Below are 25,497 nucleotides of genomic sequence, written 5' to 3'. Positions count from 1 at the left end.
CTACAGGAGATCGCGCCTCTTGTAGGAGCGGCCTTGTGTCGCGAAAGGGCCGCAAAGCGGCCCCGGCGAACCTGGACTGCTTACCGCCGCGCCCTGACCGGGACCGGCTGGGCCACCAGCACGATGCCGGAGAAGCCCAGCACCAGGAAGCAGAACATCTGCCAACGCTCGCCCACGGAAATTCCGTAGCGCAGCGTGTAGTAGCTGACACAGGCGCCAAAGCCGAGCAGCAGCATCTGGCCACGGAATTGCCGCCACCAGGCCGCCAGGCCATCTACCCTCGCCAACACCGCCAGCTGGGTCAACAGCCCGAGCATCGCCACGCCGATCAACCAGCGGTCGATCTGCGCGGCCACATCATGCACCAGCAACGGCGCCAGGCCACTGACCTTCAGCGCCGGCACCAGCCCCACGTGGAACACCCACAGGCCGCCGACCCAGAACACCTGGGCCAGCTGCCAGAGGATACCCTCGAGGGATGGCGCCCGCAGGCGCCGGTCAGATGTGCTTGACTTCGACAATCTCGTACTCGACCGTGCCGCTTGGCGTCTTGACGACGACAGTATCACCTTCTTCCTTGCCGATGATGGCCTTGGCGATCGGAGCACCGCTCGAGAGCTTGCCCTGCTTCACGTCGGCTTCGTCCTCGCCGACGATCTGGTAGGTCACCTCTTCATCGGTCTCGGTGTTCGCCAGCACCACGGTGGTGCCGAAGATCACCTTGCCGGTGTGGGCGATGGTGGTGACGTCGATCACCACCGAGTTCTGCAGACGGCCTTCGATATCGCGGATACGCGCCTCGACCATGCCCTGCTCCTCACGGGCGGCATGGTACTCGGCGTTTTCCTTGAGATCGCCCAGCTCGCGAGCCTCGCCGATCGCCTGGCTCAGGCGCGGGCGCTCGGTCTTGCTCAGGAACAGATGCTCTTCTTCCAGGGCGCGAGCGCCCTGGACGGTCATCGGGTACTTGGTAATGCTCATGCTTTGAGTCCTGCATGCAGATCCTGCAGGCGACGAACGGTCTTTTCCGGACCGAATTTCAGCGCCTCGCAGATGGCTTCACCAGCCGCAATGGTCGTGGTGCAGTAGATCTTGTGCTGCAACGCATTGCGACGAATCGAGTAGGAATCGGCGATCGACTGGCGGCCTTCGGTGGTGTTGATGATCAGCGACACTTCGTCGTTCTTGATCATGTCGACCACGTGCGGGCGACCCTCGGTCACCTTGTTCACGCGACGCACTTTCAGGCCAGCCGCCTCGATCACCTTGGCGGTGCCGGCAGTGGCGACCACTTCGAAGCCCAGGGCGATCAGGTCGCGGGCAACGCCAGCCACTTGCGGCTTGTCGTCGTCACGCACGCTGATGAAGGCGGCACCGCCGGTCGGCAGCACTTCGCTGGCGCCCATCTGGGCCTTGGCGAAGGCTTCGCCGAAGCTGTCGCCAACCCCCATGACTTCACCGGTGGATTTCATCTCAGGGCCGAGGATCGGGTCAACCCCCGGGAACTTGGCGAATGGGAAGACGGCTTCCTTGACGCTGTAGAAGTTCGGGATGATTTCCTGGGTGAAGCCCAGCTCTTTCAGGGTTTTGCCAGCCATTACGCGAGCCGCGATCATCGCCAGGGAGGTGCCGATGCACTTGGACACGAATGGCACGGTACGCGAGGCGCGCGGGTTGACTTCGATCACGTAGATCTTGTCTCCCTGCAGGGCCAGCTGCACGTTCATCAGGCCGACCACGCCCAGCTCCAGGGCCATTTTCTTGACCTGTACGCGGACTTCGTCCTGCACTTCCTTGCTCAGCGAGTAAGGCGGCAGCGAGCACGCCGAGTCACCGGAGTGAACGCCGGCCTGCTCGATGTGCTGCATGATCGCGCCGATCACCACGTCGGTGCCGTCGCAGACCGCATCCACGTCCATCTCGATGGCGCAGTTGAGGAAGTGGTCGAGCAGTACCGGGCTGTCGTTCGAGACCTGTACCGCTTCACGCAGGTAGCGCTTGAGCTCGTCCAGTTCGTAGACGATCTCCATGGCGCGGCCGCCCAGCACGTAGGACGGACGCACCACCAGCGGGTAGCCGATGCCGCCCGCGGCGCTGATGGCTTCTTCCTCGCTGCGCACGGTGGCGTTTGGCGGCTGCAGCAGGTTCAGGCGCTGAACCATCTGCTGGAAGCGCTCACGGTCTTCGGCGCGGTCGATGGCGTCCGGGCTGGTACCGATGATCGGTACACCGGCTTCTTCCAGGGCGCGAGCCAGTTTCAGCGGGGTCTGGCCGCCGTAGTGGACGATCACGCCTTTCGGCTTCTCGACGCGGCAGACTTCCAGCACGTCTTCCAGGGTCAGCGGCTCGAAGTACAGGCGGTCGGAGGTGTCGTAGTCGGTGGAGACGGTTTCCGGGTTGCAGTTGACCATGATGGTCTCGTAACCGTCTTCACGCAGCGCCAGCGCGGCGTGCACGCAGCAGTAGTCGAACTCGATGCCTTGGCCGATACGGTTCGGGCCGCCACCGAGGATCATGATCTTGTCGCGGGTCGACGGGTTGGCCTCGCACTCTTCCTCATAGGTCGAGTACAGGTAGGCGGTGTCGGTGGCGAACTCGGCGGCGCAGGTGTCGACGCGCTTGTACACCGGGAACACTTCCAGCTTGTGGCGGTGACGGCGCAGGTTCTTGTCGGTGATGCCGAGCAGCTTGGCCAGGCGCTGGTCCGAGAAGCCCTTGCGCTTGAGGCGCAGCATGTAGTCCTTGTCGATCGCCGACAGGGCCAGGGTCTTGACCTTCTCTTCTTCCTTGATCAGGTCTTCCATCTGCACCAGGAACCACAGGTCGATGCCGGTCAGCTCGAAGATCTGTTCGATGGTCATGCCGGCACGCATGGCGTCGGCCACGTACCAGATGCGCTCGGCGCCCGGCACGGTCAGCTCGCGCTTGAGCGTGCTCATGGCATCGGCGCTGGCCAGGTCGACTTTCGGGTCGAGGCCGCAGGCGCCGACTTCCAGGCCGCGCAGGGCTTTCTGCAGGGACTCCTGGAAGGTACGACCGATGGCCATGACTTCGCCCACGGACTTCATCTGGGTGGTCAGGCGGGCGTCGGCTTTCGGGAATTTCTCGAAGGCGAAGCGCGGCAGCTTGGTGACGACGTAGTCGATCGACGGCTCGAAGGAGGCCGGAGTGCGACCGCCGGTGATGTCGTTCTGCAGCTCGTCCAGGGTGTAGCCGACGGCCAGCTTGGCGGCGATCTTGGCAATCGGGAAGCCGGTGGCCTTCGAGGCCAAGGCGGACGAACGCGAAACGCGCGGGTTCATCTCGATCACGACCATGCGACCGGTGTTCGGGCAGATGCCGAACTGCACGTTGGAACCGCCGGTCTCGACACCGATTTCACGCAGCACCGCCAGCGAGGCGTTGCGCATGATCTGGTATTCCTTGTCGGTCAGGGTCTGGGCCGGCGCGACGGTGATCGAGTCACCCGTGTGCACGCCCATCGGGTCGAAGTTCTCGATGGAGCAGACGATGATGCAGTTGTCCTTCTTGTCGCGGACCACCTCCATCTCGTATTCCTTCCAGCCGATCAGCGATTCGTCGATCAGCAGTTCCTTGGTCGGCGACAGGTCCAGACCACGGGCGCAGATTTCCTCGAACTCTTCACGGTTGTAGGCGATGCCGCCACCGGTGCCGCCCATGGTGAACGACGGACGGATGATGCACGGGAAGCCCAGGCGCTCGAGAACGGCGTTGGCTTCTTCCATGCTGTGGGCAATACCGGAACGCGGGCATTCGAGACCGATGTCTTTCATGGCCTTGTCGAAGCGCGAACGGTCTTCGGCCTTGTCGATGGTGTCGGCGTTGGCACCGATCATCTCGACGCCGAACTTCTCCAGAACGCCGTGGCGCTCCAGGTCCAGGGCGCAGTTCAGCGCGGTCTGGCCGCCCATGGTCGGCAGCAGCGCGTCAGGGCGCTCCTTCTCGATGATCTTGGCCACCGATTGCCACTTGATCGGCTCGATGTAGGTGGCATCGGCCATGGCCGGGTCGGTCATGATGGTGGCTGGGTTGGAGTTCACCAGGATGACGCGGAAACCTTCCTCGCGCAGCGCTTTACACGCCTGGGCGCCGGAATAGTCGAACTCGCAGGCCTGGCCGATCACGATCGGGCCAGCGCCGAGAATCAGGATGCTTTTGATGTCTGTACGTTTTGGCATGGTTGTCACTCAAATCCGCGGGTCAGTCGGCAAGCCGTCTTGAACAATCTGGGTCAGGCGCTTCCGGGCGCGGCACAAGCCGCCCCGGGGCCTTGATGCAGGATGCTCAGCGGCGCTTGGCCATGGCATCGATGAAACGATCGAACAGTGGCGCGACGTCGGTCGGGCCTGGGCTCGCTTCAGGGTGGCCCTGGAAGCTGAACGCGCTCTTGTCGGTGCGCTCGATGCCCTGCAGGGTACCGTCGAACAGCGACTTGTGGATGGCGCGCACGTTGCCCGGCAGGGTGGCTTCGTCGACGGCGAAACCGTGGTTCTGGCTGGTGATCATGACCACGCCGGTGTCCAGGTCCTGGACCGGGTGGTTGGCACCGTGGTGGCCGTGGCCCATCTTCACGGTCTTGGCGCCGGAGGCCAGGGCGAGCAGCTGGTGGCCGAGGCAGATGCCGAACACCGGGATCTCGGTGTCGAGGATCTCTTTGATCGCCTGGATCGCGTAGTCGCAAGGCTCGGGGTCGCCAGGACCGTTGGACAGGAACACGCCATCAGGGTTGAGCGCCAGGACTTCGCTGGCCGGGGTCTGGGCCGGTACCACGGTGACGCGGCAGCCACGGGCGACCAGCATGCGCAGGATGTTCAGCTTCACGCCGTAGTCGAAGGCGACGACGTGGTACGGCAGGTCGGCGGCGTCGATGGTCGGGTGGCTGTCGGTCTTCAGCTCCCACACGCTGGAGCGCCATTCGTAGCGTTCCTTGGTGGAGACGACCTTGGCCAGGTCCATGCCTTTCAGGCCCGGGAAGGCGCGAGCAGCGGCGATGGCGGCTTCTTCGCTGATGTCGTCGCCGGCCAGGATGCAGCCGTTCTGGGCGCCCTTCTCACGCAGGATGCGGGTCAGGCGACGGGTGTCGATGCCGGCGATGGCGACGACGTTGTTGGCTTTCAGGTATTCGGGCAGGGACTGGGTGTTGCGCCAGTTGCTGGCCAGCAGCGGCAGATCGCGAATCACCAGGCCGGCGGACCAGACGCGATTCGATTCGGCGTCCTCGGCGGTGGTGCCGGTGTTGCCGATGTGCGGGTAAGTCAGGGTAACGATTTGCTGGGCGTAGGAAGGGTCTGTGAGGATTTCCTGGTAGCCGGTCATTGCAGTATTGAACACGACCTCACCAACGGTCTGACCGTCGGCTCCAATGGCTTCACCGCGAAAAATGCTGCCATCGGCAAGGGCGAGTATGGCTGGCTTAGTCAAGAAGACCTCCCGTAAATCAAGCCTGAAAGGGCGATCGCAGGTTGCAAAAAAGCGGAATGACGTATGGACACGTCACCCCGCTTTTATGCTGAATTAGTCTGCGCGCTTTTAGTGGACACACTAAAGCTGTAGCTTACAGGAATTGTGGTTTTCGGTCTACCGCGTATGTGTCTCTAAAACACAGGATTGCGACAGGCAGACTTCGGCGGCGCCTGCTTCGCGGGCTTGCCCGCGAAGAAGCCAACACCGATCGAACTGATCAACGCAGCTCGAGCACATCCTGCATGTCGTACAGCCCCGGCTCGCGCCCATCCAGCCACAGCGCCGCACGCACCGCGCCCTTGGCGAAAGTCATGCGGCTCGACGCCTTGTGGGTGATCTCCAGGCGCTCGCCCTCGGCGGCGAACAACACCGTGTGGTCGCCGACCACGTCACCGGCACGCACGGTGGCGAAGCCGATGGTCTTGCGATCACGGGCGCCCGTCTGGCCTTCACGACCATAGACCGCCACTTCCTGCAGGTCACGCCCCAGCGCATTGGCGACCACTTCGCCCATGCGCAGCGCGGTCCCCGACGGCGCATCGACCTTGTGCCGATGGTGAGCCTCGATGATCTCGATATCCACATCGTCGCCCAGCACCCGTGCCGCCATGTCCAGCAGCTTGAGACTGAGGTTCACACCGACGCTGAAGTTCGCGGCGAAGACGATCGGGATCTCCTTGCCCGCCTCGACCAGCAACTGCTTCTCTTCGACACTGAAACCGGTGGTGCCGATGACCATGGCCTTGCCCGCCTTGCGGCAGAACGCCAGGTTCTTCAGGGTGACCGACGGATGGGTGAAGTCGATCAGCACATCGAACTCGTCGACGACCTTGACCAAGTCGTCGCAGATGGTCACGCCGATACGCCCCAGGGCCGCCAGCTCGCCGGCATCGGCCCCGACCAGCGAACTGTCCGGGCGATCGATCGCCGCCGTCAGGCCAGCCTGAGGGGCCTGCTGCTGCACGGCCTCGATGAGGGTCTTGCCCATCCGCCCCGCCGCACCCATTACCGCAATACGTCGCATAGCCTGTTCCTTGTCAGAGATCGCCGAAGAAGCGCTTCATGCCGTCGAACCAACCGGTGGCCTTGGGCGAATGGGAATTGTCACCCTCGAGCGAATCGCGCAGCTCTTCGAGCAGCTCACGCTGGCGACGGCTAAGGTTGACCGGCGTTTCCACCGCCACGCGGCACAGCAGGTCGCCGGCCGCGCCGCCGCGCACCGGCGCCACGCCCTTGCCGCGCAGACGGAACTGCTTGCCGGTCTGGGTCCCTTCGGGAATCTTCAACTTGACCCGGCCATCGAGGGTCGGCACTTCCAGCTCGCCGCCCAGCGCCGCATCGGTGTAGCTGATCGGCACTTCGCAATAGAGATGCTTGCCATCACGCTGGAAGATCTCGTGCTCGCGCACATTGACGACCACGTACAGGTCACCGGTCGGACCGCCATGGGCGCCCGCCTCGCCTTCGCCCGACAGGCGAATGCGATCACCGGTATCGACGCCCGCCGGCACCTTGACCGACAGGGTCTTGTACTCCTCGACACGGCCTTCGCCATGGCACGAGGTGCAGGGGTCGGTGATGATCTTGCCTTGGCCATGGCAGCGCGGGCAGGTCTGCTGTACCGCGAAGAAGCCCTGTTGCATGCGCACCTGGCCGATACCGCCGCAAGTCGGGCAGGTCGACGGCGTCGAGCCTTTCTTGGCGCCGGAGCCATCGCAGGGCTTGCAGTTGACCAGCGTCGGGACACGGATGTTGACCGTGGTGCCACGCACTGCCTCTTCGAGGTTGAGCTCGAGGGTGTAGCGCAGGTCGCTGCCACGCTGGGCACCACCACGACCACCGCCACGCCCGCCACCGAAGAAGTCGCTGAACACGTCGCCGAAGATGTCGGAGAAGTTGGCGCCGCCGAAGCCAGCACCGCCGCCGCCCATGCTCGGGTCGACACCGGCATGACCGTACTGGTCGTACGCGGCGCGCTTGCTGGCGTCGGACAGCACCTCGTAGGCCTCGTTGGCCTCCTTGAACAGGTCTTCCGACTCTTTGTCGCCCGGGTTGCGGTCCGGGTGGTACTTCATCGCCAGGCGGCGGTAGGCCTTCTTGAGGTCACCCTCGCTGGCGCCACGCTCGACACCCAGGACCTCATAAAAATCACGCTTTGCCATAGGTCATTTGCACTCTTGGGGGCGTTCGGCATACCTCGGCGCCTCAGTGCGCCATGCCGTCAGCACCTGTCGACTTACGCGAACGCGCCCTGACAGATGCTGTAAATAATTCTCGTGTTCCAGACACGCCAACGCGGGAGCAAGCTCCCGCGCGGCGACATCCTAGCAGTTCACCGCCAAACGGCGGTGAACTGACCGACAACATGCAGCAATTACTTCTTGTCGTCGCCTTTGACTTCTTCGAACTCGGCGTCAACCACGTCATCGTGCTTGGCTTCCGGCTCGGCCTGCTGGGCACCGCCCTGCGGTTGCTCGGCCTGCTCGGCGTACATCTTCTGAGCGACAGGCGCCGAGACCTTGGACAGCTCCTCGACCTTGGCGTCGATGGCGGCCTTGTCGTCACCTTTGACGGCGGCTTCCAGGGCGACCACGGCGGCCTCGATGGCGGTCTTCTCTTCAGCGGTGACCTTGTCACCCGCTTCGCTGACCATCTTGCGGGTCGAGTGGACCAGCGCGTCACCCTGGTTGCGGGCAGCGGCCAGCTCTTCGAACTTGCGGTCTTCCTCGGCATTGGCCTCGGCGTCACGCACCATCTTCTCGATCTCTTCGTCGGACAGGCCGGAGTTGGCCTTGATCACGATCGACTGAGCCTTGCCGGTGGCCTTGTCCTTCGCGCCGACGTGCAGGATGCCGTTGGCGTCGATGTCGAAGGTCACTTCGATCTGCGGTACGCCGCGCGGTGCCGGCGGAATGTCGGCCAGGTCGAACTTGCCCAGCGACTTGTTCTGCGAAGCTTGCTTGCGCTCGCCCTGCAGCACGTGGATGGTCACGGCGCCCTGGTTGTCGTCGGCGGTCGAGAACACCTGCGACTTTTTGGTCGGGATGGTGGTGTTCTTCTCGATCAGCGCGGTCATCACGCCACCCATGGTTTCGATACCCAGGGTCAGCGGGCTGACGTCCAGCAGCAGCACGTCCTTCACGTCACCGGCCAGAACGGCGCCCTGGATGGCGGCGCCCATGGCGACGGCTTCGTCCGGGTTGACGTCCTTGCGCGCTTCCTTGCCGAAGAAATCGGCAACGGCCTTCTGCACCATCGGCATACGGGTCTGGCCACCGACCAGGATCACGTCGTCGATCTTGCTGGCGTCGATACCGGCGTCCTTCAGGGCGATGCGGCATGGCTCGATGGTACGGGTCACCAGGTCTTCGACCAGCGATTCCAGCTTGGCGCGGGAAATCTTCACGTTCAGGTGCTTCGGACCGGTCGCATCTGCAGTGATGTACGGCAGGTTGACGTCGGTCGACTGAGCGGAGGACAGCTCGATCTTGGCTTTTTCAGCGGCTTCTTTCAGACGCTGCAGGGCCAGAGGATCGTTCTTCAGGTCCATGCCGGACTCTTTCTTGAACTCGTCGACGAGGTAGTCGATCAGGCGCATGTCGAAGTCTTCGCCACCCAGGAAGGTGTCGCCGTTGGTGGCCAGTACTTCGAACTGGTGCTCACCGTCGACTTCGGCGATTTCGATGACCGAGACGTCGAAGGTACCACCACCGAGGTCATAGACGATGACGGTGTGGTCGCCCTTGGCCTTGTCCATGCCATAGGCCAGCGCGGCGGCGGTCGGCTCGTTGATGATGCGCTTGACGTCCAGGCCGGCGATGCGACCGGCATCCTTGGTGGCCTGGCGCTGGCTGTCGTTGAAGTAGGCCGGAACGGTGATGACCGCCTCGGTGACTGGCTCGCCGAGGTAGTCTTCGGCGGTCTTCTTCATTTTCTTCAGGACTTCGGCGCTGATCTGCGGCGGCGCCATTTCCTTGCCGGAAGCCTCGACCCAAGCGTCACCGTTGCCGGCCTTGACGATCTTGTAAGGCACCAGCTTGATGTCTTTCTGCACGACGTCTTCTTCGAAGCGGCGACCGATCAGGCGCTTCACCGCGAACAGGGTGTTGTGCGGGTTGGTGACGGCCTGGCGCTTGGCCGACTGGCCGACCAGGATTTCGCCGTCGTTGGCGTAGGCCACGATCGACGGAGTGGTGCGCGCGCCTTCGGCGTTCTCGATGACCTTGGCGGTGCCGTTTTCCAGCACGGAGACGCAGGAGTTGGTGGTCCCCAGGTCGATACCGATGATTTTGCCCATGTTAACTCTCCCGAAACTTGAATTGGGTGGCAGCGGCTACATTGGCCAACTGCGGTAATATTTGAATGCTTGACACCTAGATGGGGATGCCCGGAAGGATTTCAAGCCTTTTCATCAATAGAAGGCTGAGCGGCCGATGGCGCCTTGCTGACCACCACCATGGCGGGGCGCAGCAGACGGCCGTTGAGCAGGTAGCCCTTCTGGAACACCTTGAGCACGCTATTGGGCTCGACATCGGCGCTTTCCTGCATGGCCATGGCCTGGTGGTGCTCGGCGTTGAACGGCTCGCCGTGCGGCTCCAGGGCCTCGAGGTTGTAGCGCTTGAGGGTGTCGTGGAACATCTTCAGGGTCAGCTCGATGCCTTCGCGCATCGGCTTGATGGTCTCGTCGTCGGCGCTGGACAGCTCCAGGCCACGCTCCAGGCTGTCGATGATCGGCAGCAGGTCGCCGGCGAACTTCTCCAGGGCGAACTTGTGGGCCTTCTCGACATCCTGCTCGGCGCGACGGCGAATGTTCTGCAGGTCGGCGGCGGCGCGCAGGGACTGATCCTTGGCCGCGGCCAGCTGCTCCTCGAGCTCCAGGACGCGGGCATCGACATTCGCTGCACCAACTTCTTCGGAATTCAGGTTCTTCTCATCCAGCTGTTCGTCAGCCATTAGGTTTCTCCTCCACAATTTCTGTCGTGCGAGCCAGGCTCGCCATGTCTTGCCGGCTATATGGGGCCGGAAAATCCAGGTTCAAGGGGCAGGCCCGTTTTCCACATTCATCGGGCGGGCATTGTCAGCCCGGGGAAAAGCACTGTATAAATATCCAGACAAGACCCTTCGGGAGCCGACCCATGCTGGTGCACCTGTCCATTCACAACTACGCCATCGTCGAACACCTCGACCTCGAGATCGCCCGCGGCATGTCCGTCATCACCGGCGAGACCGGGGCCGGCAAGTCGATCATGCTCGACGCCCTGGGCCTGGCCCTGGGCGATCGCGCCGATAGCGGCGTGGTGCGCCCGGGCACCGACAAGGCCGATATCCTCGCCACCTTCGACCTGGTCGACATCCCCGAGGCGCACACCTGGCTCGCCGAGCGCGACCTGGAAAGCGACGGCCCGTGCATCCTGCGCCGAGTGATCACCGCCGAAGGCCGCAGCCGGGGCTATATCAACGGCACGCCCTGCCCGCTTGGCGACCTCAAGGCGCTGGGCGAACTGCTGATCGACATCCACAGCCAGCATGAGCACCAGTCGCTGCTCAAGCTCGATACCCACCGCCGCCTGGTGGACGAGTACGCCGGCGCCAGCGACCTGGCCCGCCAGGTGCAGCTGGCAGCCAAGCGCTGGAACCAGACGCGCCTGGAACTGGAGCGCCTGAGCAATTCCGGCGACGAGCAGCGCGCGCGCCACCAACTGCTCAGCTACCAGCTGGAAGAGCTGGACAACCTGGGCCTGGGCGAGAACGAGCTGGAGCACCTGGAACAGGAACACAAGAACCTGACCAATGCCGAAGCGCTGTTCGGCATCTGCCGCCAGGTCATCGACCAATGCAGCGAAAGCGACTCGGGCAATGTGTTGAGCGCCCTGACCGTCAGCCTCAACCGCCTGACCGCCGTCGCCAACACCCCCAAGGCGCTGGGCGAGGCGGTCAACCTGATTGCCAGCGCACAAATCCAGATCGAGGAAGCCGTCGGCGAGCTGAACCGCTTCCTCGACCACTTCGACGCCGACCCGCTGCGCCTGCAGGCGCTCGAGGAGCGTCTCGACACTATCTACACCCTCGCCCGCAAGCACCGCGTGCACCCCACCGAACTTCCCCACCTGCAACAGCGCCTGATGGAAGAGCTGGAGGGGCTGAATGCCAGCGATGAATCCATCGAGCGCCTGGGCGAAGAGCTGACCGCCTATGCCCACCACTATAAAGAGAAGGCCGGCGAGCTCAGCGCCCTGCGCCAGCACGCCGCCAAACAGCTGGCCACAGCCGTTGAGCAGGAAATCCAGCGCCTGGGCATGCCTGGCGGGCGCTTCTGCATCGAACTCACGCCTTTCGAGCAGGGCGACCTGTCACCCCACGGCCTGGAGCAGATCGAACTGCTGGTCAGCGCCAACCCCGGCCAGCCGCTCAAGGGCCTGGCCAAGGTCGCCTCGGGTGGCGAGCTGTCACGCATCAGCCTGGCGATCCAGGTGATCACCGCGCAAACCTCGCGCATTCCCACCCTGGTATTCGATGAAGTGGACGTGGGCATCGGCGGCCCTACCGCGGAGATCGTCGGCCAGCTGCTGCGCCGCCTGGGCGAACGCGGCCAGGTGCTGACCGTGACCCACCTGCCGCAGGTGGCGGCGCAGGGGCATCACCACCTGTTCGTGCACAAGGTGCGCAACAGCGACACGACCCACACCGCCGTCGCCAGCCTGGGCAAGCGCGAACGGGTCGAGGAGGTGGCACGCATGCTGGGCGGGATCGACCTGACCAAGGAGTCCCTGGCCCACGCGCGCAAGATGGTAGTGAGCAGCAAGGCCTGATACCAAGACAACGCCCTTTCGCGGGCAAGCCCCACCCACATCAGTGAGCCAAGGCCAGAAAGCACAAAGGCGACCCTAGGGCCGCCTTTGTCATGAGCAACGACCGAAATCGTTACTTCTTCTTACGCACATACAGGACCAGATTGTGGTCCACCAGCTCGAAACCATGCTCTGCCACGATTTCCTTCTGGCGCCGTTCGATCTCGGCATCCATGAACTCGATGACTTCGCTGGTATCCACGTTGACCATATGGTCGTGGTGACCGCCATCCGCCAGCTCGAACACCGCGTGGCCGCCGTCGAAGTTGTGGCGAACCACCAGACCCGCCGCTTCGAACTGGGTCAGCACGCGATACACGGTCGCCAGACCGACGTCCTCGCCAGCTTCCATCAGCGCCTTGTAGACATCCTCGGCACTCATGTGCCGCTGTTCGGTGGAGTCGAGCATCTGAAGAATCTTGACCCGAGGCAGGGTTACCTTCAGGCCCGCTTTGCGCAATTCGCTATTTTCAACCATGGTCAGCTTTCTCGCCGATGCTGCTTCGCAGCTTCTCTTAATACGGGTATGATCGGGGTTTACGTTGTCCAGCCAAGATAGTGGAAGTCGCCCACCGATGCAAAACAACACCAAGCTCTTGCTAACCAGTTTCACTCTCGTGGGACTGCTCGCACTCGCCGGTTGCTCGTTTCCCGGGGTTTACAAAATCGACATCCAGCAGGGCAATGTCGTTACGCAGGACATGATAGACCAATTGCGCCCGGGAATGACCCGCCGGCAAGTAAGGTTTATCATGGGCAACCCGCTGATCCAGGACACCTTCCACACCAATCGCTGGGATTACCTGTACAGCCTGCAGCCCGGTGGCGGCCAGCGCCAGCAAGAGCGCATGAGCATCTTCTTCAACGAAAGCGACCAACTGGTCAGCCTTTCCGGCGACTTCATGCCGGGCGTCAGCCGCGACCAGGAGATCCTCGGCGGCAGCGGCGATACCACCGTCAGCCCGGACAAACAGCCGAGCCAGCCTGAAAAGCCGGCCAAGCCAGGCTCGCTGGAAGACACCCTGCAAAAAGAAATCGACAACATCGAGACTACTCCGGTACCCACCCCGGCCCCGCTCGAAACCTCGCCACAGTAAGCACAGGCGACCACGAAAAAGCCCGGACATGTCCGGGCTTTTCTATGGGCGCCTGCTTGACGGCTCTGTCAGCTGTAGAGCTGCTTGGCGCGCTGGCAGAATGCATCGACCATGGTGTTGGCCGCTTGGTTGAACAGCGGCCCCAAGGTGGCCCGCACCAGCGCCCCCGCATAGTCGAAGGACAGGTCAAGGCTGATCTTGCAGGCCTTTTCGCCCAATGGCTTGAAGATCCACAACCCATGCAGCTGGGTGAACGGCCCCTCCTCCAGATTCATCTCGATCGACTGCCCCGGCACCAGCACATTGCGCGTGACGAACTGCTGGCTCATGCCGCCCTTGGCCACCTCCAGCCGGGCGCGCATATGCGTGTCGCTGGCCTCGAGCACCGTGGACGCCGAGCACCAGGGCAGGAACTCCGGGTAGCCGGCCACATCGTTGACCAGATCGTAGAGCGCCTGGGCGGGGTACGGCAGCAGAGCGGAGCGTTGAATATGGGTAGTCATCCAGGCGTCACTTCCAAACGGGGCGGCAGCGCTTTTCAGCGCCTCGGAAACGGTTCCGCGGGGCAGAACGAGGGTTGCATTGTCCGGGATTCACCCAACAGGCTCAAGCGCACCTAAACCCCATAGCCGAGGACGCGGACTCTCCCTATAATGCGGCCCCTATGGCTAAGCAAAAGAAACATCCGACCGGGACCATCGCGCAGAACAAGAAAGCGCGACACGATTACTTCATCGAACACAAGTTCGAGGCCGGGCTGGTCCTGTCCGGCTGGGAAGTAAAGAGCCTGCGGGCCGGCAAGGCGCACCTGACCGACAGCTACGTGCTGCTCAAGGATGGCGAAGCCTGGCTGTTCGGCAGCCACATCACCCCGCTGACCACCGCCAGCACCCACGTCATCGCCGACCCGATCCGCACGCGCAAGCTGCTGCTGAACAAGCGCGAGCTCGAGCGCCTGGAAGCGGCCGTGGCACAGAAGGGTTATACCTGCGTGGCGATGTCGCTGTACTGGAGCAAGCACCTGATCAAGTGCGAAATCGCGCTCGGCAAGGGCAAGAAGGAGTTCGACAAGCGCGACACCGTGCGCGAACGCGACTCCAACCGCGAGCTGCAGCGCACCATGCGCAACAAGGGCAAGGAAGAGTAAAACCCTGCCCTTTGCAGCCCGTGGGAGCGGGCTTGCCCCGCGATAGCGTCAGGCGGACCAACACGATTGGCCCTGCAATCGCCATCGCGGGGCAAGCCCGCTCCCACGAATGAAGCTGTTCTCAGCGCCCGCTGCGCCGCTCCGCCCGCGCCAGCCGCTGGGCTTCTTCCTGGGCCTCTTCCAGCACTTCCTGCACATACAGAATGTGCCGGCTGGACACCTCCCGCGCCTCTTCGGCACGCCCCTCGACAATTGCCTCGTACAGCTCACGATGCTGGCTGATCAGCATGTCACGCGTCTCGCTGCGCTGCTGGTACATGCCGCCGATGTTGGTCACCACATTGCGCTTGAGCAGGTCGAACAGCCCGCGAATGGTATGCAGCAGCACGGCGTTGTGGCTGGCCTCGGCAATCGCCAGGTGGAAACGCGCATCGGCCGCGCCCTCCTCTGCCCGATCGACTTCTCCGACCCGGTTATAGCAATCCTGGAGCGCATCGAACGCCACCTTCAGCCGCTCACGATCCGGCCCGGTGGCCCGCTGGGCCGCGTAATAGGCGCAGGATGCCTCCAGCGTATGGCGAAACTCCAGCAGGTCGCGCTGCGCCTCGGGACTGCCCTCGAGCAGCTTGAGCAACGGATCGCTGAAGGTCGAACCCAGCGACTCGGCCACATAGTTGCCGCCACCCTGGCGACTGACCAGCAGCCCCTTGGCCACCAGCTTCTGGATCGCCTCGCGCAGCGAAGGCCGAGACACACCGAACTGCTCGGCCAATGCCCGCTCGGCCGGCAGGCGCTGCCCCGACGTGAGCGTGCCTTCGAGAATCATCCCTTCCAACCGATCGACGATGTCGTCGGACAGGCGCCGCTGGCGGACCTGATCAAAAACCATCACATGCTCTCCACGAACCCCGGGATGCGGATCCGGGGGCGCCTATTCTGCGCCTAACAGGCCCGCCCCGACACCTATCAGATGGCGTTTTTCGCCACCCACCAGCCGCCCGTTCATCGGCATCCGCGCAAACTTTTCCACAGGACAAATTGACACACCCGCAACGGCGCTTTTAACCTAGCGACCAGCCATTGTAAATTGGTCTTACCAATTATCCAATGCCAGTGCCTTGACCAACAACAATTAGGGGCCACCCCATATGCAAACCTGGCAACAACTCTATACCCCGCTTGGTAGCCTCGGCCTGTCCGCGCTGGCGGCGGTCATTCCCATCGTGTTCTTCTTCCTCGCCCTCGCCGTGTTCCGCCTCAAGGGCCACGTCGCCGGCAGCATCACCCTCGCGCTGTCGATCCTGGTGGCGATCTTCGCCTTCCAGATGCCCGTCGACATGGCCCTGGCCGCCGCGGGTTATGGCTTCCTCTACGGCCTGTGGCCGATTGCCTGGATCATCGTCGCCGCGGTGTTCCTCTACAAACTCACGGTCAAGAGCGGCCAGTTCGAAGTGATCCGCAGCTCGGTGCTGTCGATCACCGACGACCAGCGCCTGCAAGTGCTGCTGATCGGCTTCTGCTTCGGCGCCTTCCTCGAAGGCGCGGCCGGCTTTGGCGCCCCGGTGGCCATCACCGCCGCGCTGCTGGTGGGCCTGGGCTTCAACCCGCTGTACGCCGCCGGCTTGTGCCTGATCGCCAACACCGCGCCAGTGGCCTTCGGCGCCCTCGGCATCCCGATCATCGTCGCCGGCCAGGTGACCGGCATCGACGCCTTCCATATCGGCGCCATGACCGGCCGCCAGCTGCCGCTGCTGTCGCTGTTCGTGCCGTTCTGGCTGGTATTCATGATGGACGGCATGCGCGGCGTGAAGGAGACCTGGCCAGCAGCCCTGGTCGCAGGCGCAAGCTTCGCCGTCACCCAGTACTTCACCTCCAACTTCATCGGCCCGGAGCTGCCGGACATCACCTCGGCCCTGGCCAGCCTGATCGCCCTGACCCTGTTCCTGAAAGTCTGGCAGCCCAAGCGCGCGTTCACCGAAGCCAAGGGCAGCGTCGGCGCCGCCGTGGTGCAATCGGGTGGCAGCCAGCCTAGCCCGTACAGCTTCGGCGAGATCTTCAAGGCCTGGTCGCCGTTCCTGATCCTCACCGTGCTGGTGACCATCTGGACCCTCAAGCCGTTCAAGGCCGCGTTCGCCCCGGGCGGCGCGATGTACAACTTCGTGTTCAACTTCGCCATCCCGCACCTCGACCAGCTGGTGATCAAGACCGCGCCGATCGTCACCGCGCCGACCGCCATGCCAGCGGTGTTCAAGCTCGACCCGATCTCCGCCACCGGCACCGCGATCTTCCTCTCGGCGCTGATCTCAATGTGGGTGCTGAAGATCAACTTCAAAACTGGTCTTACCACTTTCAAAGAGACCTTCTGGGAGCTGCGCTGGCCGATCCTGTCGATCGGCATGGTGCTGGCCTTCGCCTTCGTCACCAACTACTCGGGCATGTCCTCGACCATGGCCCTGGTACTGGCCGGCACCGGCGCCGCGTTCCCGTTCTTCTCGCCGTTCCTTGGCTGGCTGGGCGTGTTCCTGACCGGCTCCGACACCTCGTCCAACGCCCTGTTCAGCTCGCTGCAGGCCACCACCGCGCACCAGATCGGCGTCAGCGACACCCTGCTGGTGGCCGCCAACACCAGCGGCGGCGTCACCGGCAAGATGATCTCGCCGCAATCGATCGCCGTGGCCTGCGCCGCCACCGGCCTGGTCGGCAAGGAATCCGATCTGTTCCGCTTCACCGTCAAGCACAGCCTGTTCTTCGCCACCATCGTCGGCCTGATCACCCTGGTCCAGGCCTACTGGCTCACCGGCATGCTGGTTCATCACTAAAGTGAAAGGGGCCGGGCGCCGTGGCGCGCCCGGCATCACCTTCAACCCACGCTGCGAGAATCCATGATCATTTCCGCCTCCACCGACTATCGCGCCGCGGCCCAACGCAAGCTGCCCCCGTTCCTCTTCCACTACGCCGACGGCGGCGCCTACGCCGAGCACACCCTGCGCCACAACGTCTCGGACCTGGCCAGCATCGCCCTGCGCCAGCGCGTGCTGAAGAACATGTCCGAACTGAGCCTCGAGACCCGGCTGTTCGACGAGACCCTGAGCATGCCCGTGGCCCTGGCCCCGGTCGGCCTCACCGGTATGTACGCCCGCCGTGGCGAAGTGCAGGCGGCGCGCGCGGCGGCGGCCCATGGCATCCCCTTCACCATGTCCACCGTGTCGGTGTGCCCGATCGAGGAAGTGGCCCCGGCCATCGACCGGCCGATGTGGTTCCAGCTCTACGTACTGAAAGACCGCGGCTTCATGCGCAACGCCCTGGAGCGCGCCAAGGCCGCTGGCGTGAAGACCCTGGTGTTCACCGTCGACATGCCCGTGCCCGGCGCCCGCTACCGCGACGCCCACGCCGGCATGAGCGGTCCGAACGCGCCGCTGCGCCGCGTATGGCAAGCCATGACCCACCCACAGTGGGCGCTGGACGTCGGCCTGCTCGGCCGCCCCCACGACCTGGGCAACATTTCCAAATACCGTGGCAACCCCACGGGCCTTGCCGACTACATCGGCTGGCTCGGCGCCAACTTCGACCCGTCCATCTCCTGGAAAGACCTGGAGTGGATCCGCGAATTCTGGGACGGCCCGATGATCATCAAGGGCATTCTCGATGCCGACGACGCACGCGACGCGGTCAAGTTCGGCGCCGACGGTATCGTCGTCTCCAACCACGGCGGCCGCCAGCTCGACGGCGTGCTGTCCAGCGCCCGCGCCCTGCCGGCCATCGCCGACGCGGTCAAGGGCGACATCAAGATCCTCGCCGACTCCGGCATCCGCAGCGGCCTCGATGTGGTGCGCATGATCGCCCTGGGCGCCGACACCGTGCTGATCGGTCGCGCCTTCCTCTACGCCCTGGCCACCCACGGCGAAGCCGGCGTGAAGAACCTGCTGGAGCTGTTCGAGAAAGAAATGCGCGTGGCCATGGTGCTGACCGGCGCCAAGTCCATCAGCGAGATCACCCGCGACTCGCTGGTCCGCGAACTGGGCGCCTGAACGCGCCCGCCACCGCCTGATTGCCCGGGGCACGCCGCGCGCCAGACGCCGCGGCCCCGCGAGGAGACTGCATGAGCCTGCCCGCTGCGTTCCTGCGTGATGCCGAGCGCCTGATCCCCGCCGAACGCCGTTTCGACGACCCCACCTCGACCCTGGCCTTCGGCACCGACGCCAGCTTCTACCGGCTGATCCCCAAGCTGGTGGTGCGCGTGGAATCCGAGGACGAAGTGGTCGCGCTGATCCAGCTGGCCCAGCGCGACCGCGTGCCGGTGACCTTCCGTGCCGCCGGCACCAGCCTGTCTGGCCAGGCCATCAGCGACTCGGTGCTGATCGTGCTCGGCGACAACTGGAACGGCCGGGAAATTCGCGGCCAAGGTGAGCAGATCCGCCTGCAACCCGGCGTGATCGGCGCCCAGGCCAACGCCTGGCTGGCCCCGTACGGACGCAAGATCGGCCCCGACCCGGCCTCGATCAACGCCTGCAAGATCGGCGGCATCGTCGCCAACAACGCCAGCGGCATGTGCTGCGGCACCGCGCAGAACACCTACCATACCCTGGCCGGCCTGCGCCTGGTGCTGGCCGACGGCACCCGCCTGGACAGCGAAGACCCGGCCAGCGTCGCCGCCTTCGAACAGAGCCACGCCACGCTGCTCGACGAACTCGCCCGCCTGGGCCGCGAGACCCGCGCCAACACCGAACTGGCCGATCGCATCCGCCACAAGTACCGACTGAAAAATACCACCGGCCTGTCGCTCAACGCCCTGGTGGACTACGACCAGCCGCTCGATATCCTGCAGCACCTGCTGGTCGGTTCCGAAGGCACCCTCGGCTTCATCAGCGCCGTCACCTACGACACCGTGCCCGACCACCCGCACAAGGCCAGCGCCCTGCTGGTGTTCCCCAGCGTCGAAAGCTGCTGCCGCGCCGTCACTGTGCTCAAGCGCCAGCCCGTGTCCGCCGTGGAGCTGCTCGACCGCCGCAGCCTGCGCTCGGTGCAGGCCATGCCAGGCATGCCGGCCTGGGTCAAGGACCTGTCGGCCAACGCCTGCGCTCTGCTGATCGAATGCCGCGCCGCCAGCCAGAGCCTGCTGCACGAACAGCTCGACCAGGTGATGGACTCCATCGCCGACTACCCGCTGGAGCAGAAGGTCGCCTTCAGCGAAGACCCAGCGGTGTACAACCAGCTGTGGAAAATCCGCAAGGACACCTTCCCCGCCGTCGGCGCCGTGCGCCAGACCGGCACCACGGTGATCATCGAAGACGTCACCTTCCCCATCGAGCAACTGGCCGAGGGCGTCAACCGCCTGATCCAGCTGTTCGACAAGCACCGCTACGACGAGGCGATCATTTTCGGCCACGCGCTGGAAGGCAACCTGCACTTCGTCTTCACCCAGGGCTTCAACAGCGCCGAAGAAGTGGCCCGCTACCAGGCCTTCATGGACGACGTGGCACAACTGGTGGCCGTGGAGTTCGGCGGCTCGCTCAAGGCCGAGCACGGCACCGGGCGCAACATGGCGCCTTTCGTCGAGCTGGAATGGGGCAAGGACGCTTACCAATTGATGTGGCAGCTCAAGCACCTGCTCGACCCCAACGGCATCCTCAACCCCGACGTGGTGCTGAGCAGCGACCCGGATATCCACCTGAAAAACCTCAAGCCGCTGCCGGCCGCCGACGAGATCGTCGACAAGTGCATCGAGTGCGGTTTCTGCGAGCCGGTGTGCCCGTCGAAAGGGCTCACCCTCAGCCCACGCCAGCGCATCGTCATGTGGCGCGATATCCAGGCCAAGCAGCGCGCCGGCCTCGATACCCGCGAACTGCTGCGGACCTACCAGTACCAGGGCATCGACACCTGCGCCGCCACCGGCCTGTGCGCCCAGCGTTGCCCGGTGGGCATCAACACCGGCGAGCTGGTGAAGAAACTGCGCAGCCAGGCCGCCGACCACACCAAGGCCGCCGACTGGCTGGCCGAGCATTTCCACACCACCCTGCGCGGCGCCCGCCTGACCCTGGCCGCCGCCAACGGCGCGCGCCAGCTGCTCGGCGCCCCACGCCTGGCCCGCCTGAGCGCCGGCCTGCGCAAGGCCAGCCACGGCCGCCTGCCGCAATGGACCCCGGCCATGCCCCAGCCGCTGCGCGCCGTCACATTGCCGCTGCCCAGCCACGACGCCCGCCCACGCGTGGTCTACCTGGCCGCCTGCGTCTCGCGGGTGATGGGCCCGGCCTACGCCGACCGCGAGCAGAGCTCGCTGCTCGACAAGACCCGCGCCCTGCTGGAGAAAGCCGGCTACCAGGTGGTGTTCCCCGACAACGCCGATAGCCTGTGCTGCGGCCAGCCGTTTGCCTCCAAGGGCTATCCCGAACAGGCCGAGCACAAGCGCCAGGAACTGATCGCCGCATTGCTGCACGCCAGCCGCGGCGGCCTCGACCCGATCTACTGCGACACCAGCCCCTGCACCCTGCGCCTGGTGCAGGACCTGGCCGAGACACGGCTGGACCTGTACGACCCAGTGCGCTTCATCCGCACCCACCTGGTCGACAGGCTCGAGTTCACGCCCCAGGAAGAGCCGGTGGCGGTGCATGTGACCTGCAGCACCCAGCATCTGGGCGAGAGCCAGGCGCTGATCGATTTGGCGCGGCGTTGCAGCAAGAATGTGGTGATTCCTGAAGGTATCCATTGCTGTGGGTTTGCTGGCGACAAGGGGTTCACCACGCCCGAGCTCAATGCCCACTCGCTGCGCACGCTCAAGGATGCGGTGCAGTATTGCAGTGAAGGGATTTCTACCAGTCGTACCTGTGAGATTGGGTTGTCGAGCCATAGTGGGATCGACTATCACGGGTTGGTGTATCTGGTGGATCGGGTTACGCGGGCGCGGGCGATTTGATTGTTGGCTGAGATCGCGTGAGGGCAGCCAGGTGCATGCCGGGGTATTCGGTGAGGGCCACCAGGTGTTCGCCGATGTTTTTGCAGCGCCCTTGAGATCGAGCGCCGCCCGCGCGGCGCATCGCGACGCAAGGCCGCTCCTACATCTGTTTCGGGCCAGTCAATCCTGTGCCATTACCTGGTCCGCCTTGTTGGCTCGACACAATTTCAGCGTGGGCGTTGCTGCCGCCCCACATGGCTCAAGGCATGCGCCAAGGCGGGCAGCGGTACTTTCACAGGACTCATTGGCCCGAAACAGATGTAGGAGCGGCCTTGCGTCGCGATGCGCCGCGCGGGCGGCGCTCGATCTCAAGGGCGCTGCAAGAACATCGGCAGGCACCTGGTGGCCCTGACCCAATCTTTCGACATGCACCTGGTGGCCATTACCAGATCCTGATCAGGCACCCCGCAACGGCGTAAGACATTTCCGAACCTGCAACCAAATGCTTCAGCCCAAAAGGCTTGGGACCTATCCTACGCACCTGTCGGAAGCCGCCGCGTTGCCGGGGAAATACCCCAGGGATAACGTCACTCCGTCGCCACATTTGGTGACCGGGCGTGAGAACCCGAGGTGTTAGGAGTTCGGCAATCCTGTTATGGCAGCCGTGCATGGGCAGACTTCGGTCTGGCCGAGTTTCTCCTGCGCCTCGGTTTCTCACCCCATGCAAGGCTGCCACCCTTCGTCCCGTGAGAAAGGCACGGCTGGCAGCATTCATTCAATGCGCCGGAGCGCTCACCATGAAGAAGGTTGTCCCTGACCCACCCCACATCGCGTCCTACCTCACCATCTCTCCCACCCTCACCCGCGAAGACGCCATGGCCGCCGCCGTCGAGGTAGCCACTGCCATTTCCGATGTACTGGATGTCTACTTCAAGACCGAGCCTGGCGACTACCGCGACCGCCTGTTCACCGCCAGCGACTACCTCGGCCAGCTCGCCTGCGCGCTGCTCGAACACAAGCCAGGAGCGCAGCCATGACCGTCACCCCAGGAAAGACCACCTGCATGGACATGTTCTGCGTGCAGCCCGGCATCCCGTTCGCCGATGCCTTCAGCGAGTTGTCGATACTGCTCGGCTGCATCCGCCACCTGACCTGTGAAGCCGAGATGGAAAGCGACCTGCTCGCCGGCAGCTCGGCGCGCATCCTCAGCGCCATGGCCAAGGCACTGATCGACGACATGGAGCTAGCCCTGGAAAAGCTCACCCACTAACCCCTCCCCCTGTAGGAGCGGCCTCGTGCCGCGAAAGGGCCGCAAAGCGGCCCCGACGATCTTTACTCAACACTGAAACCCAGGGGGACCGCTACGCGCCTCTTTCTCGGCAAAAAACCACCCCCACAAGCATCACCCCGTCCATCCCATGTAGGCGCCGTCTTACCGGCGAACCACCTCCAGACGTTTCGTACCGATCATTCAGCCCGAGCTGAATAGCCGCACATCCACTCCAGTGACATCGTTCGATGCCCATGGATCAAGGCCCCAAAGGCGGCCGAAGGGACGCACCCATGCAAGTCGACAAGACCTATCACGTCATTGCCTCATACGGCATTGCGTTCGACGTGCACACGTTCGTGATTGCACCCGAGCAATGCTGTCACCTGCGCGCCCTGAGCTTGCCGTTCGTGCACAAAGGGCACTATCAGGTCGTCGAAAAAGTGGCTGAGCTCTACGACAGGATGCTGCCCGGCAAACTGCCGTGCCATATGCGGGTCGCCGTGTCGCGTCCGCTCAGTCGCTTGCAGGGCGATCTGTTGAATGAGCAACGCCACGACATCTTGAATCTGCTGGGTGCATCAGTAGGCCAGGCGGCAACGACACTCGTCGGTGGCCCTGCAGGTTTTGCCGCCGGATTGCTTGCCGGAGGCGCAGCCGGTACCACGGCCAGCCAGTTGGCCAAAAGCAGGCTCCCCACGTTTCATGCCGGTGATGTACTGGTTTCCCTTTATGCCCAGGTTAATGGCGGCATAGGCCCACAAACATCCTCCATGCTCCTCATAATTCAACCAGGCACGCCATGACGACACTCTACTTCCTCACTTGCTTGATGATCACGGGCGTCTTGCTCGACTGGGCCTTCAAATCAAGAACCATCAGATGCGTGCTTTACGTTGTGCTCACCGCCACAGGTATCACCACCTGTACCCAGCTGCGCGAACAGCAAGTGTGGCATCTCGATGGTGGGGACTGGGGAATACTGTTGGTGCTCGTAGGCTACCGGCTGCTTTTCAAACGGTCGCGCTACTCTCGCAACGACGATGACTAAGAGAGTACCTGCCCCACTCGTGGGAGCGGGCTTGCCCCGCGAACACCGGCCAAGCCGGTGCCATCAATCACAACGTCTGATTTGCAGGCCAGCTCACTCCCATAGGTATCACCCCGCCCAACGTCACGACTTCTCGGATCTGTTCAGTACAGCAACAGGACAAGCGGTGAGCACACTCGTAGCGGGGCCTATGGGGTTCACCGCCGGTTTGCTTACCGGCGGCGTGACCAAAAGCGCGACAAACCAGCTGGCCAGAAGCCGACTACCTACGTTTCACGCGGGCGATGTACTGGTCTCCCTCTTTGCCCAGGTGACCGGTGGCATAGGCCCACAAACGTCCTCAGTACTCCTCATGATCTGACTGGACACTCCATGGCGGACCTCTATTTCCTAGCGTGCTTGATGATCGCGGGCGTCTTTCTCGACTGGGCCTTCAAATCGAGCACCATCAGATGCGTGCTCTGCTTCGTGCTCACGGCCACAGGTATCACCGCCTGTACGCAGCTTGGCCAAGAGCAAGTGCTGCGCCTGGATGGCGGACAGTGGGCAAGCCTGTGCCTGCTCATAGGCCAACGGCTGCTTTTCAAACGGTCGCGCTACTCTCGCAACGATGATGACTAAGAGAGTGCCCCGCGATAGGGTTCCCTGCATCGCTCCCACACCAACGTCCCCCTCCTCGCCCCTGCCATCACATCGATTGAACCCTCGCCCACCGTCGACCGTCCACCGTTCAGGCCCACCCTCCAGAGGCCTGCACAAGGAGACTCCCATGAAAGGCACTGCGCTATCCGCCCTGTTCGCGGCCGCAACCCTGCTGGCCTCGCCTGTGTTCGCCGCCGATGACCTGTGCGCCATCAACCTGCAGAAGATCGACGATGCCATGGCCACCGCCGGCGCCACCTCCGAAGGCCTGGACAAGGCCATCACCGAGCACGTCGACAAAGCCAAGGCCGCGCAAGCCGCGGGCAACAACAAAGAGTGCATCGCCATCACCAGCAAAGTGCTCGAGCGCCTGGAAAAGACCGAGAAAGGCAGCGGTTCTGCAGGCGGCAGCGGCGCCTGACCTCGCACGGGCGGCCCGCCTGTCGACGCCGCCCGCGCAAAGGCGTATACTCCACCTCGCATCCCGTAAAAGGGACGCCAGCTAGAGCTGAGTGTGGGGCCGATTAGGATTCGACGCCGGTAGCGAAACTCTAGGTGCATGCCGAGTTGGTAACAGAACTCGTAAATCCACTGTTGCAACTTTCTATAGTTGCCAATGACGAAAACTACGAGGGCTACGCTCTCGCTGCGTAAGCAGCTGAGCCCGCTCTCCTGGTAGCTTCGGCTCCAGCAATCATCAGGGGATGCCTGTAAACCCGAAATGATTGTCATACAGAACAGGATCGTCGTGCAGCACGTTGGGGGCGAAGCGACTAAAACTTACCCAACTCGTCCAAAGCACCCTGCCCGTCGGGCGGCTGCGGATTAACTCAGTAGACACGGCTAAGCATGTAGTACCGACAGCGGAGTACTGGCGGACGGGGGTTCAAATCCCCCCGGCTCCACCAAATCCAAATAAGAAGACGCCCTCGGGCGTCTTTTTTGTGCCTGGGATTCAGTGCCGCAAGGGCACCGACACCACACCGTCACTTTTCCCTCTACTCCTTCATCGCCTCCAGTTTGCTGAACTGCTCACTGGCCAACCGGCTGATGATCCGGATCGCCTGGT

At 63.6% G+C, this 25,497-nt stretch carries 23 protein-coding genes and 1 other RNA gene; 13 read left to right on the top strand and 11 right to left on the bottom strand.

The features are described from left to right. Nucleotides 1–80: 80 nt before the first annotated feature. The 8 genes from N5D48_RS07060 to grpE all read right to left on the bottom strand — a co-directional run bounded on the left by N5D48_RS07060 (nt 81) and on the right by grpE (nt 10,437). Nucleotides 81–521, bottom strand: coding sequence for a hypothetical protein (locus N5D48_RS07060; RefSeq protein WP_011532132.1), 441 nt, complete (start codon nt 519–521; stop codon nt 81–83). Further along, entirely contained in the window at nt 499–981 is a 483-nt protein-coding gene (gene greA, locus N5D48_RS07055; RefSeq protein ID WP_279882584.1) for a transcription elongation factor GreA, read from the bottom strand. Before greA ends, N5D48_RS07060 begins: the two co-directional genes overlap by 23 nt. Next, nucleotides 978–4,199, bottom strand: a complete 3,222-nt coding sequence (gene carB, locus N5D48_RS07050; protein WP_279882582.1) for a carbamoyl-phosphate synthase large subunit — start codon at nt 4,197–4,199, stop codon at nt 978–980. The genes greA and carB overlap by 4 nt, the downstream gene beginning before the upstream one ends. 106 nt (nt 4,200–4,305) lie before the next feature. After that, complete coding sequence (gene carA / locus N5D48_RS07045) at nt 4,306–5,442, bottom strand: glutamine-hydrolyzing carbamoyl-phosphate synthase small subunit (RefSeq protein WP_279882580.1); 1,137 nt, start codon at nt 5,440–5,442, stop codon at nt 4,306–4,308. 259 nt (nt 5,443–5,701) lie between these two features. Continuing rightward, complete coding sequence (dapB, locus tag N5D48_RS07040) at nt 5,702–6,508, bottom strand: 4-hydroxy-tetrahydrodipicolinate reductase (protein ID WP_279882578.1); 807 nt, start codon at nt 6,506–6,508, stop codon at nt 5,702–5,704. A gap of 13 nt (nt 6,509–6,521) precedes the next feature. Further along, a complete protein-coding gene (gene dnaJ, locus N5D48_RS07035; RefSeq protein WP_279882576.1) occupies nt 6,522–7,646 on the bottom strand; it encodes a molecular chaperone DnaJ in 1,125 nt (374 codons plus the stop codon). 212 nt (nt 7,647–7,858) lie between these two features. After that, nucleotides 7,859–9,781 carry a molecular chaperone DnaK gene (dnaK, locus tag N5D48_RS07030; RefSeq protein ID WP_279882574.1) on the bottom strand — a complete coding sequence of 641 codons (1,923 nt, stop codon included), beginning with the start codon at nt 9,779–9,781 and terminating at the stop codon, nt 7,859–7,861. Nucleotides 9,782–9,882: 101 nt separating this feature from the next. After that, on the bottom strand, nt 9,883–10,437 hold the full coding sequence (gene grpE / locus N5D48_RS07025) for a nucleotide exchange factor GrpE (RefSeq protein ID WP_279882573.1): 555 nt from the start codon (nt 10,435–10,437) through the stop codon (nt 9,883–9,885). Nucleotides 10,438–10,619: 182 nt separating this feature from the next. Between grpE and recN the strand changes: the two genes are divergently transcribed. Continuing rightward, a complete protein-coding gene (gene recN, locus N5D48_RS07020; protein ID WP_279882570.1) occupies nt 10,620–12,293 on the top strand; it encodes a DNA repair protein RecN in 1,674 nt (557 codons plus the stop codon). A 112-nt stretch (nt 12,294–12,405) separates the two neighbouring features. Here recN and fur read toward each other — a convergent pair whose 3' ends face one another. Further along, nucleotides 12,406–12,810 carry a ferric iron uptake transcriptional regulator gene (gene fur / locus N5D48_RS07015; protein ID WP_134692394.1) on the bottom strand — a complete coding sequence of 135 codons (405 nt, stop codon included), beginning with the start codon at nt 12,808–12,810 and terminating at the stop codon, nt 12,406–12,408. Nucleotides 12,811–12,907: 97 nt separating this feature from the next. Between fur and N5D48_RS07010 the strand changes: the two genes are divergently transcribed. Then, the gene (locus tag N5D48_RS07010; RefSeq protein WP_279882567.1) at nt 12,908–13,429 is read left to right on the top strand and encodes an outer membrane protein assembly factor BamE; all 522 of its coding nucleotides are present in this window, start codon (nt 12,908–12,910) and stop codon (nt 13,427–13,429) included. A 68-nt stretch (nt 13,430–13,497) separates the two neighbouring features. On the opposite strand, the gene N5D48_RS07005 is transcribed toward N5D48_RS07010, so the two are convergent. After that, a complete protein-coding gene (locus N5D48_RS07005) occupies nt 13,498–13,932 on the bottom strand; it encodes a type II toxin-antitoxin system RatA family toxin (RefSeq protein WP_279882565.1) in 435 nt (144 codons plus the stop codon). Between the two features lie 161 nt (nt 13,933–14,093). Between N5D48_RS07005 and smpB the strand changes: the two genes are divergently transcribed. Beyond that, nucleotides 14,094–14,576: an SsrA-binding protein SmpB gene (gene smpB / locus N5D48_RS07000; RefSeq protein ID WP_011532120.1), complete on the top strand. Its 483-nt coding sequence runs from the start codon at nt 14,094–14,096 to the stop codon at nt 14,574–14,576. 121 nt (nt 14,577–14,697) lie between these two features. Here smpB and N5D48_RS06995 read toward each other — a convergent pair whose 3' ends face one another. Beyond that, on the bottom strand, nt 14,698–15,465 hold the full coding sequence (locus N5D48_RS06995) for an FCD domain-containing protein (RefSeq protein WP_279882563.1): 768 nt from the start codon (nt 15,463–15,465) through the stop codon (nt 14,698–14,700). 259 nt (nt 15,466–15,724) lie between these two features. Here N5D48_RS06995 and N5D48_RS06990 point away from each other — a divergent pair, with 259 nt between their 5' ends. The 10 genes from N5D48_RS06990 to ssrA all read left to right on the top strand — a co-directional run bounded on the left by N5D48_RS06990 (nt 15,725) and on the right by ssrA (nt 25,336). After that, the gene (locus tag N5D48_RS06990; protein WP_279882561.1) at nt 15,725–17,395 is read left to right on the top strand and encodes a lactate permease LctP family transporter; all 1,671 of its coding nucleotides are present in this window, start codon (nt 15,725–15,727) and stop codon (nt 17,393–17,395) included. A gap of 63 nt (nt 17,396–17,458) precedes the next feature. Continuing rightward, a complete protein-coding gene (gene lldD, locus N5D48_RS06985) occupies nt 17,459–18,604 on the top strand; it encodes an FMN-dependent L-lactate dehydrogenase LldD (protein WP_279882558.1) in 1,146 nt (381 codons plus the stop codon). Nucleotides 18,605–18,675: 71 nt separating this feature from the next. Beyond that, nucleotides 18,676–21,486, top strand: coding sequence for an FAD-binding and (Fe-S)-binding domain-containing protein (locus N5D48_RS06980; protein ID WP_279882556.1), 2,811 nt, complete (start codon nt 18,676–18,678; stop codon nt 21,484–21,486). Nucleotides 21,487–22,262: 776 nt separating this feature from the next. Further along, on the top strand, nt 22,263–22,502 hold the full coding sequence (locus N5D48_RS06975) for a hypothetical protein (RefSeq protein ID WP_279882554.1): 240 nt from the start codon (nt 22,263–22,265) through the stop codon (nt 22,500–22,502). Beyond that, a complete protein-coding gene (locus N5D48_RS06970) occupies nt 22,499–22,735 on the top strand; it encodes a DUF3077 domain-containing protein (RefSeq protein ID WP_279882552.1) in 237 nt (78 codons plus the stop codon). The genes N5D48_RS06975 and N5D48_RS06970 overlap by 4 nt, the downstream gene beginning before the upstream one ends. Nucleotides 22,736–23,028: 293 nt before the next feature. After that, nucleotides 23,029–23,541: a hypothetical protein gene (locus N5D48_RS06965; protein WP_279882550.1), complete on the top strand. Its 513-nt coding sequence runs from the start codon at nt 23,029–23,031 to the stop codon at nt 23,539–23,541. After that, entirely contained in the window at nt 23,538–23,786 is a 249-nt protein-coding gene (locus N5D48_RS06960) for a hypothetical protein (protein ID WP_279882548.1), read from the top strand. Before N5D48_RS06965 ends, N5D48_RS06960 begins: the two co-directional genes overlap by 4 nt. A 372-nt stretch (nt 23,787–24,158) precedes the next feature. Next, entirely contained in the window at nt 24,159–24,407 is a 249-nt protein-coding gene (locus tag N5D48_RS06955) for a hypothetical protein (RefSeq protein ID WP_279882546.1), read from the top strand. Nucleotides 24,408–24,555: 148 nt separating this feature from the next. Next, nucleotides 24,556–24,849, top strand: coding sequence for a hypothetical protein (locus N5D48_RS06950; RefSeq protein WP_279882544.1), 294 nt, complete (start codon nt 24,556–24,558; stop codon nt 24,847–24,849). Between the two features lie 95 nt (nt 24,850–24,944). Beyond that, nucleotides 24,945–25,336: a transfer-messenger RNA gene (gene ssrA, locus N5D48_RS06945) on the top strand. The last annotated feature ends 161 nt before the right edge of the window (nt 25,337–25,497 follow it).

This window comes from Pseudomonas sp. GD03858 (assembly GCF_029840925.1).
GTDB lineage: Bacteria > Pseudomonadota > Gammaproteobacteria > Pseudomonadales > Pseudomonadaceae > Aquipseudomonas.
Note: the sequence above shows the minus strand (reverse complement) of the source record. Positions and strands in the feature narration are given on the sequence as shown.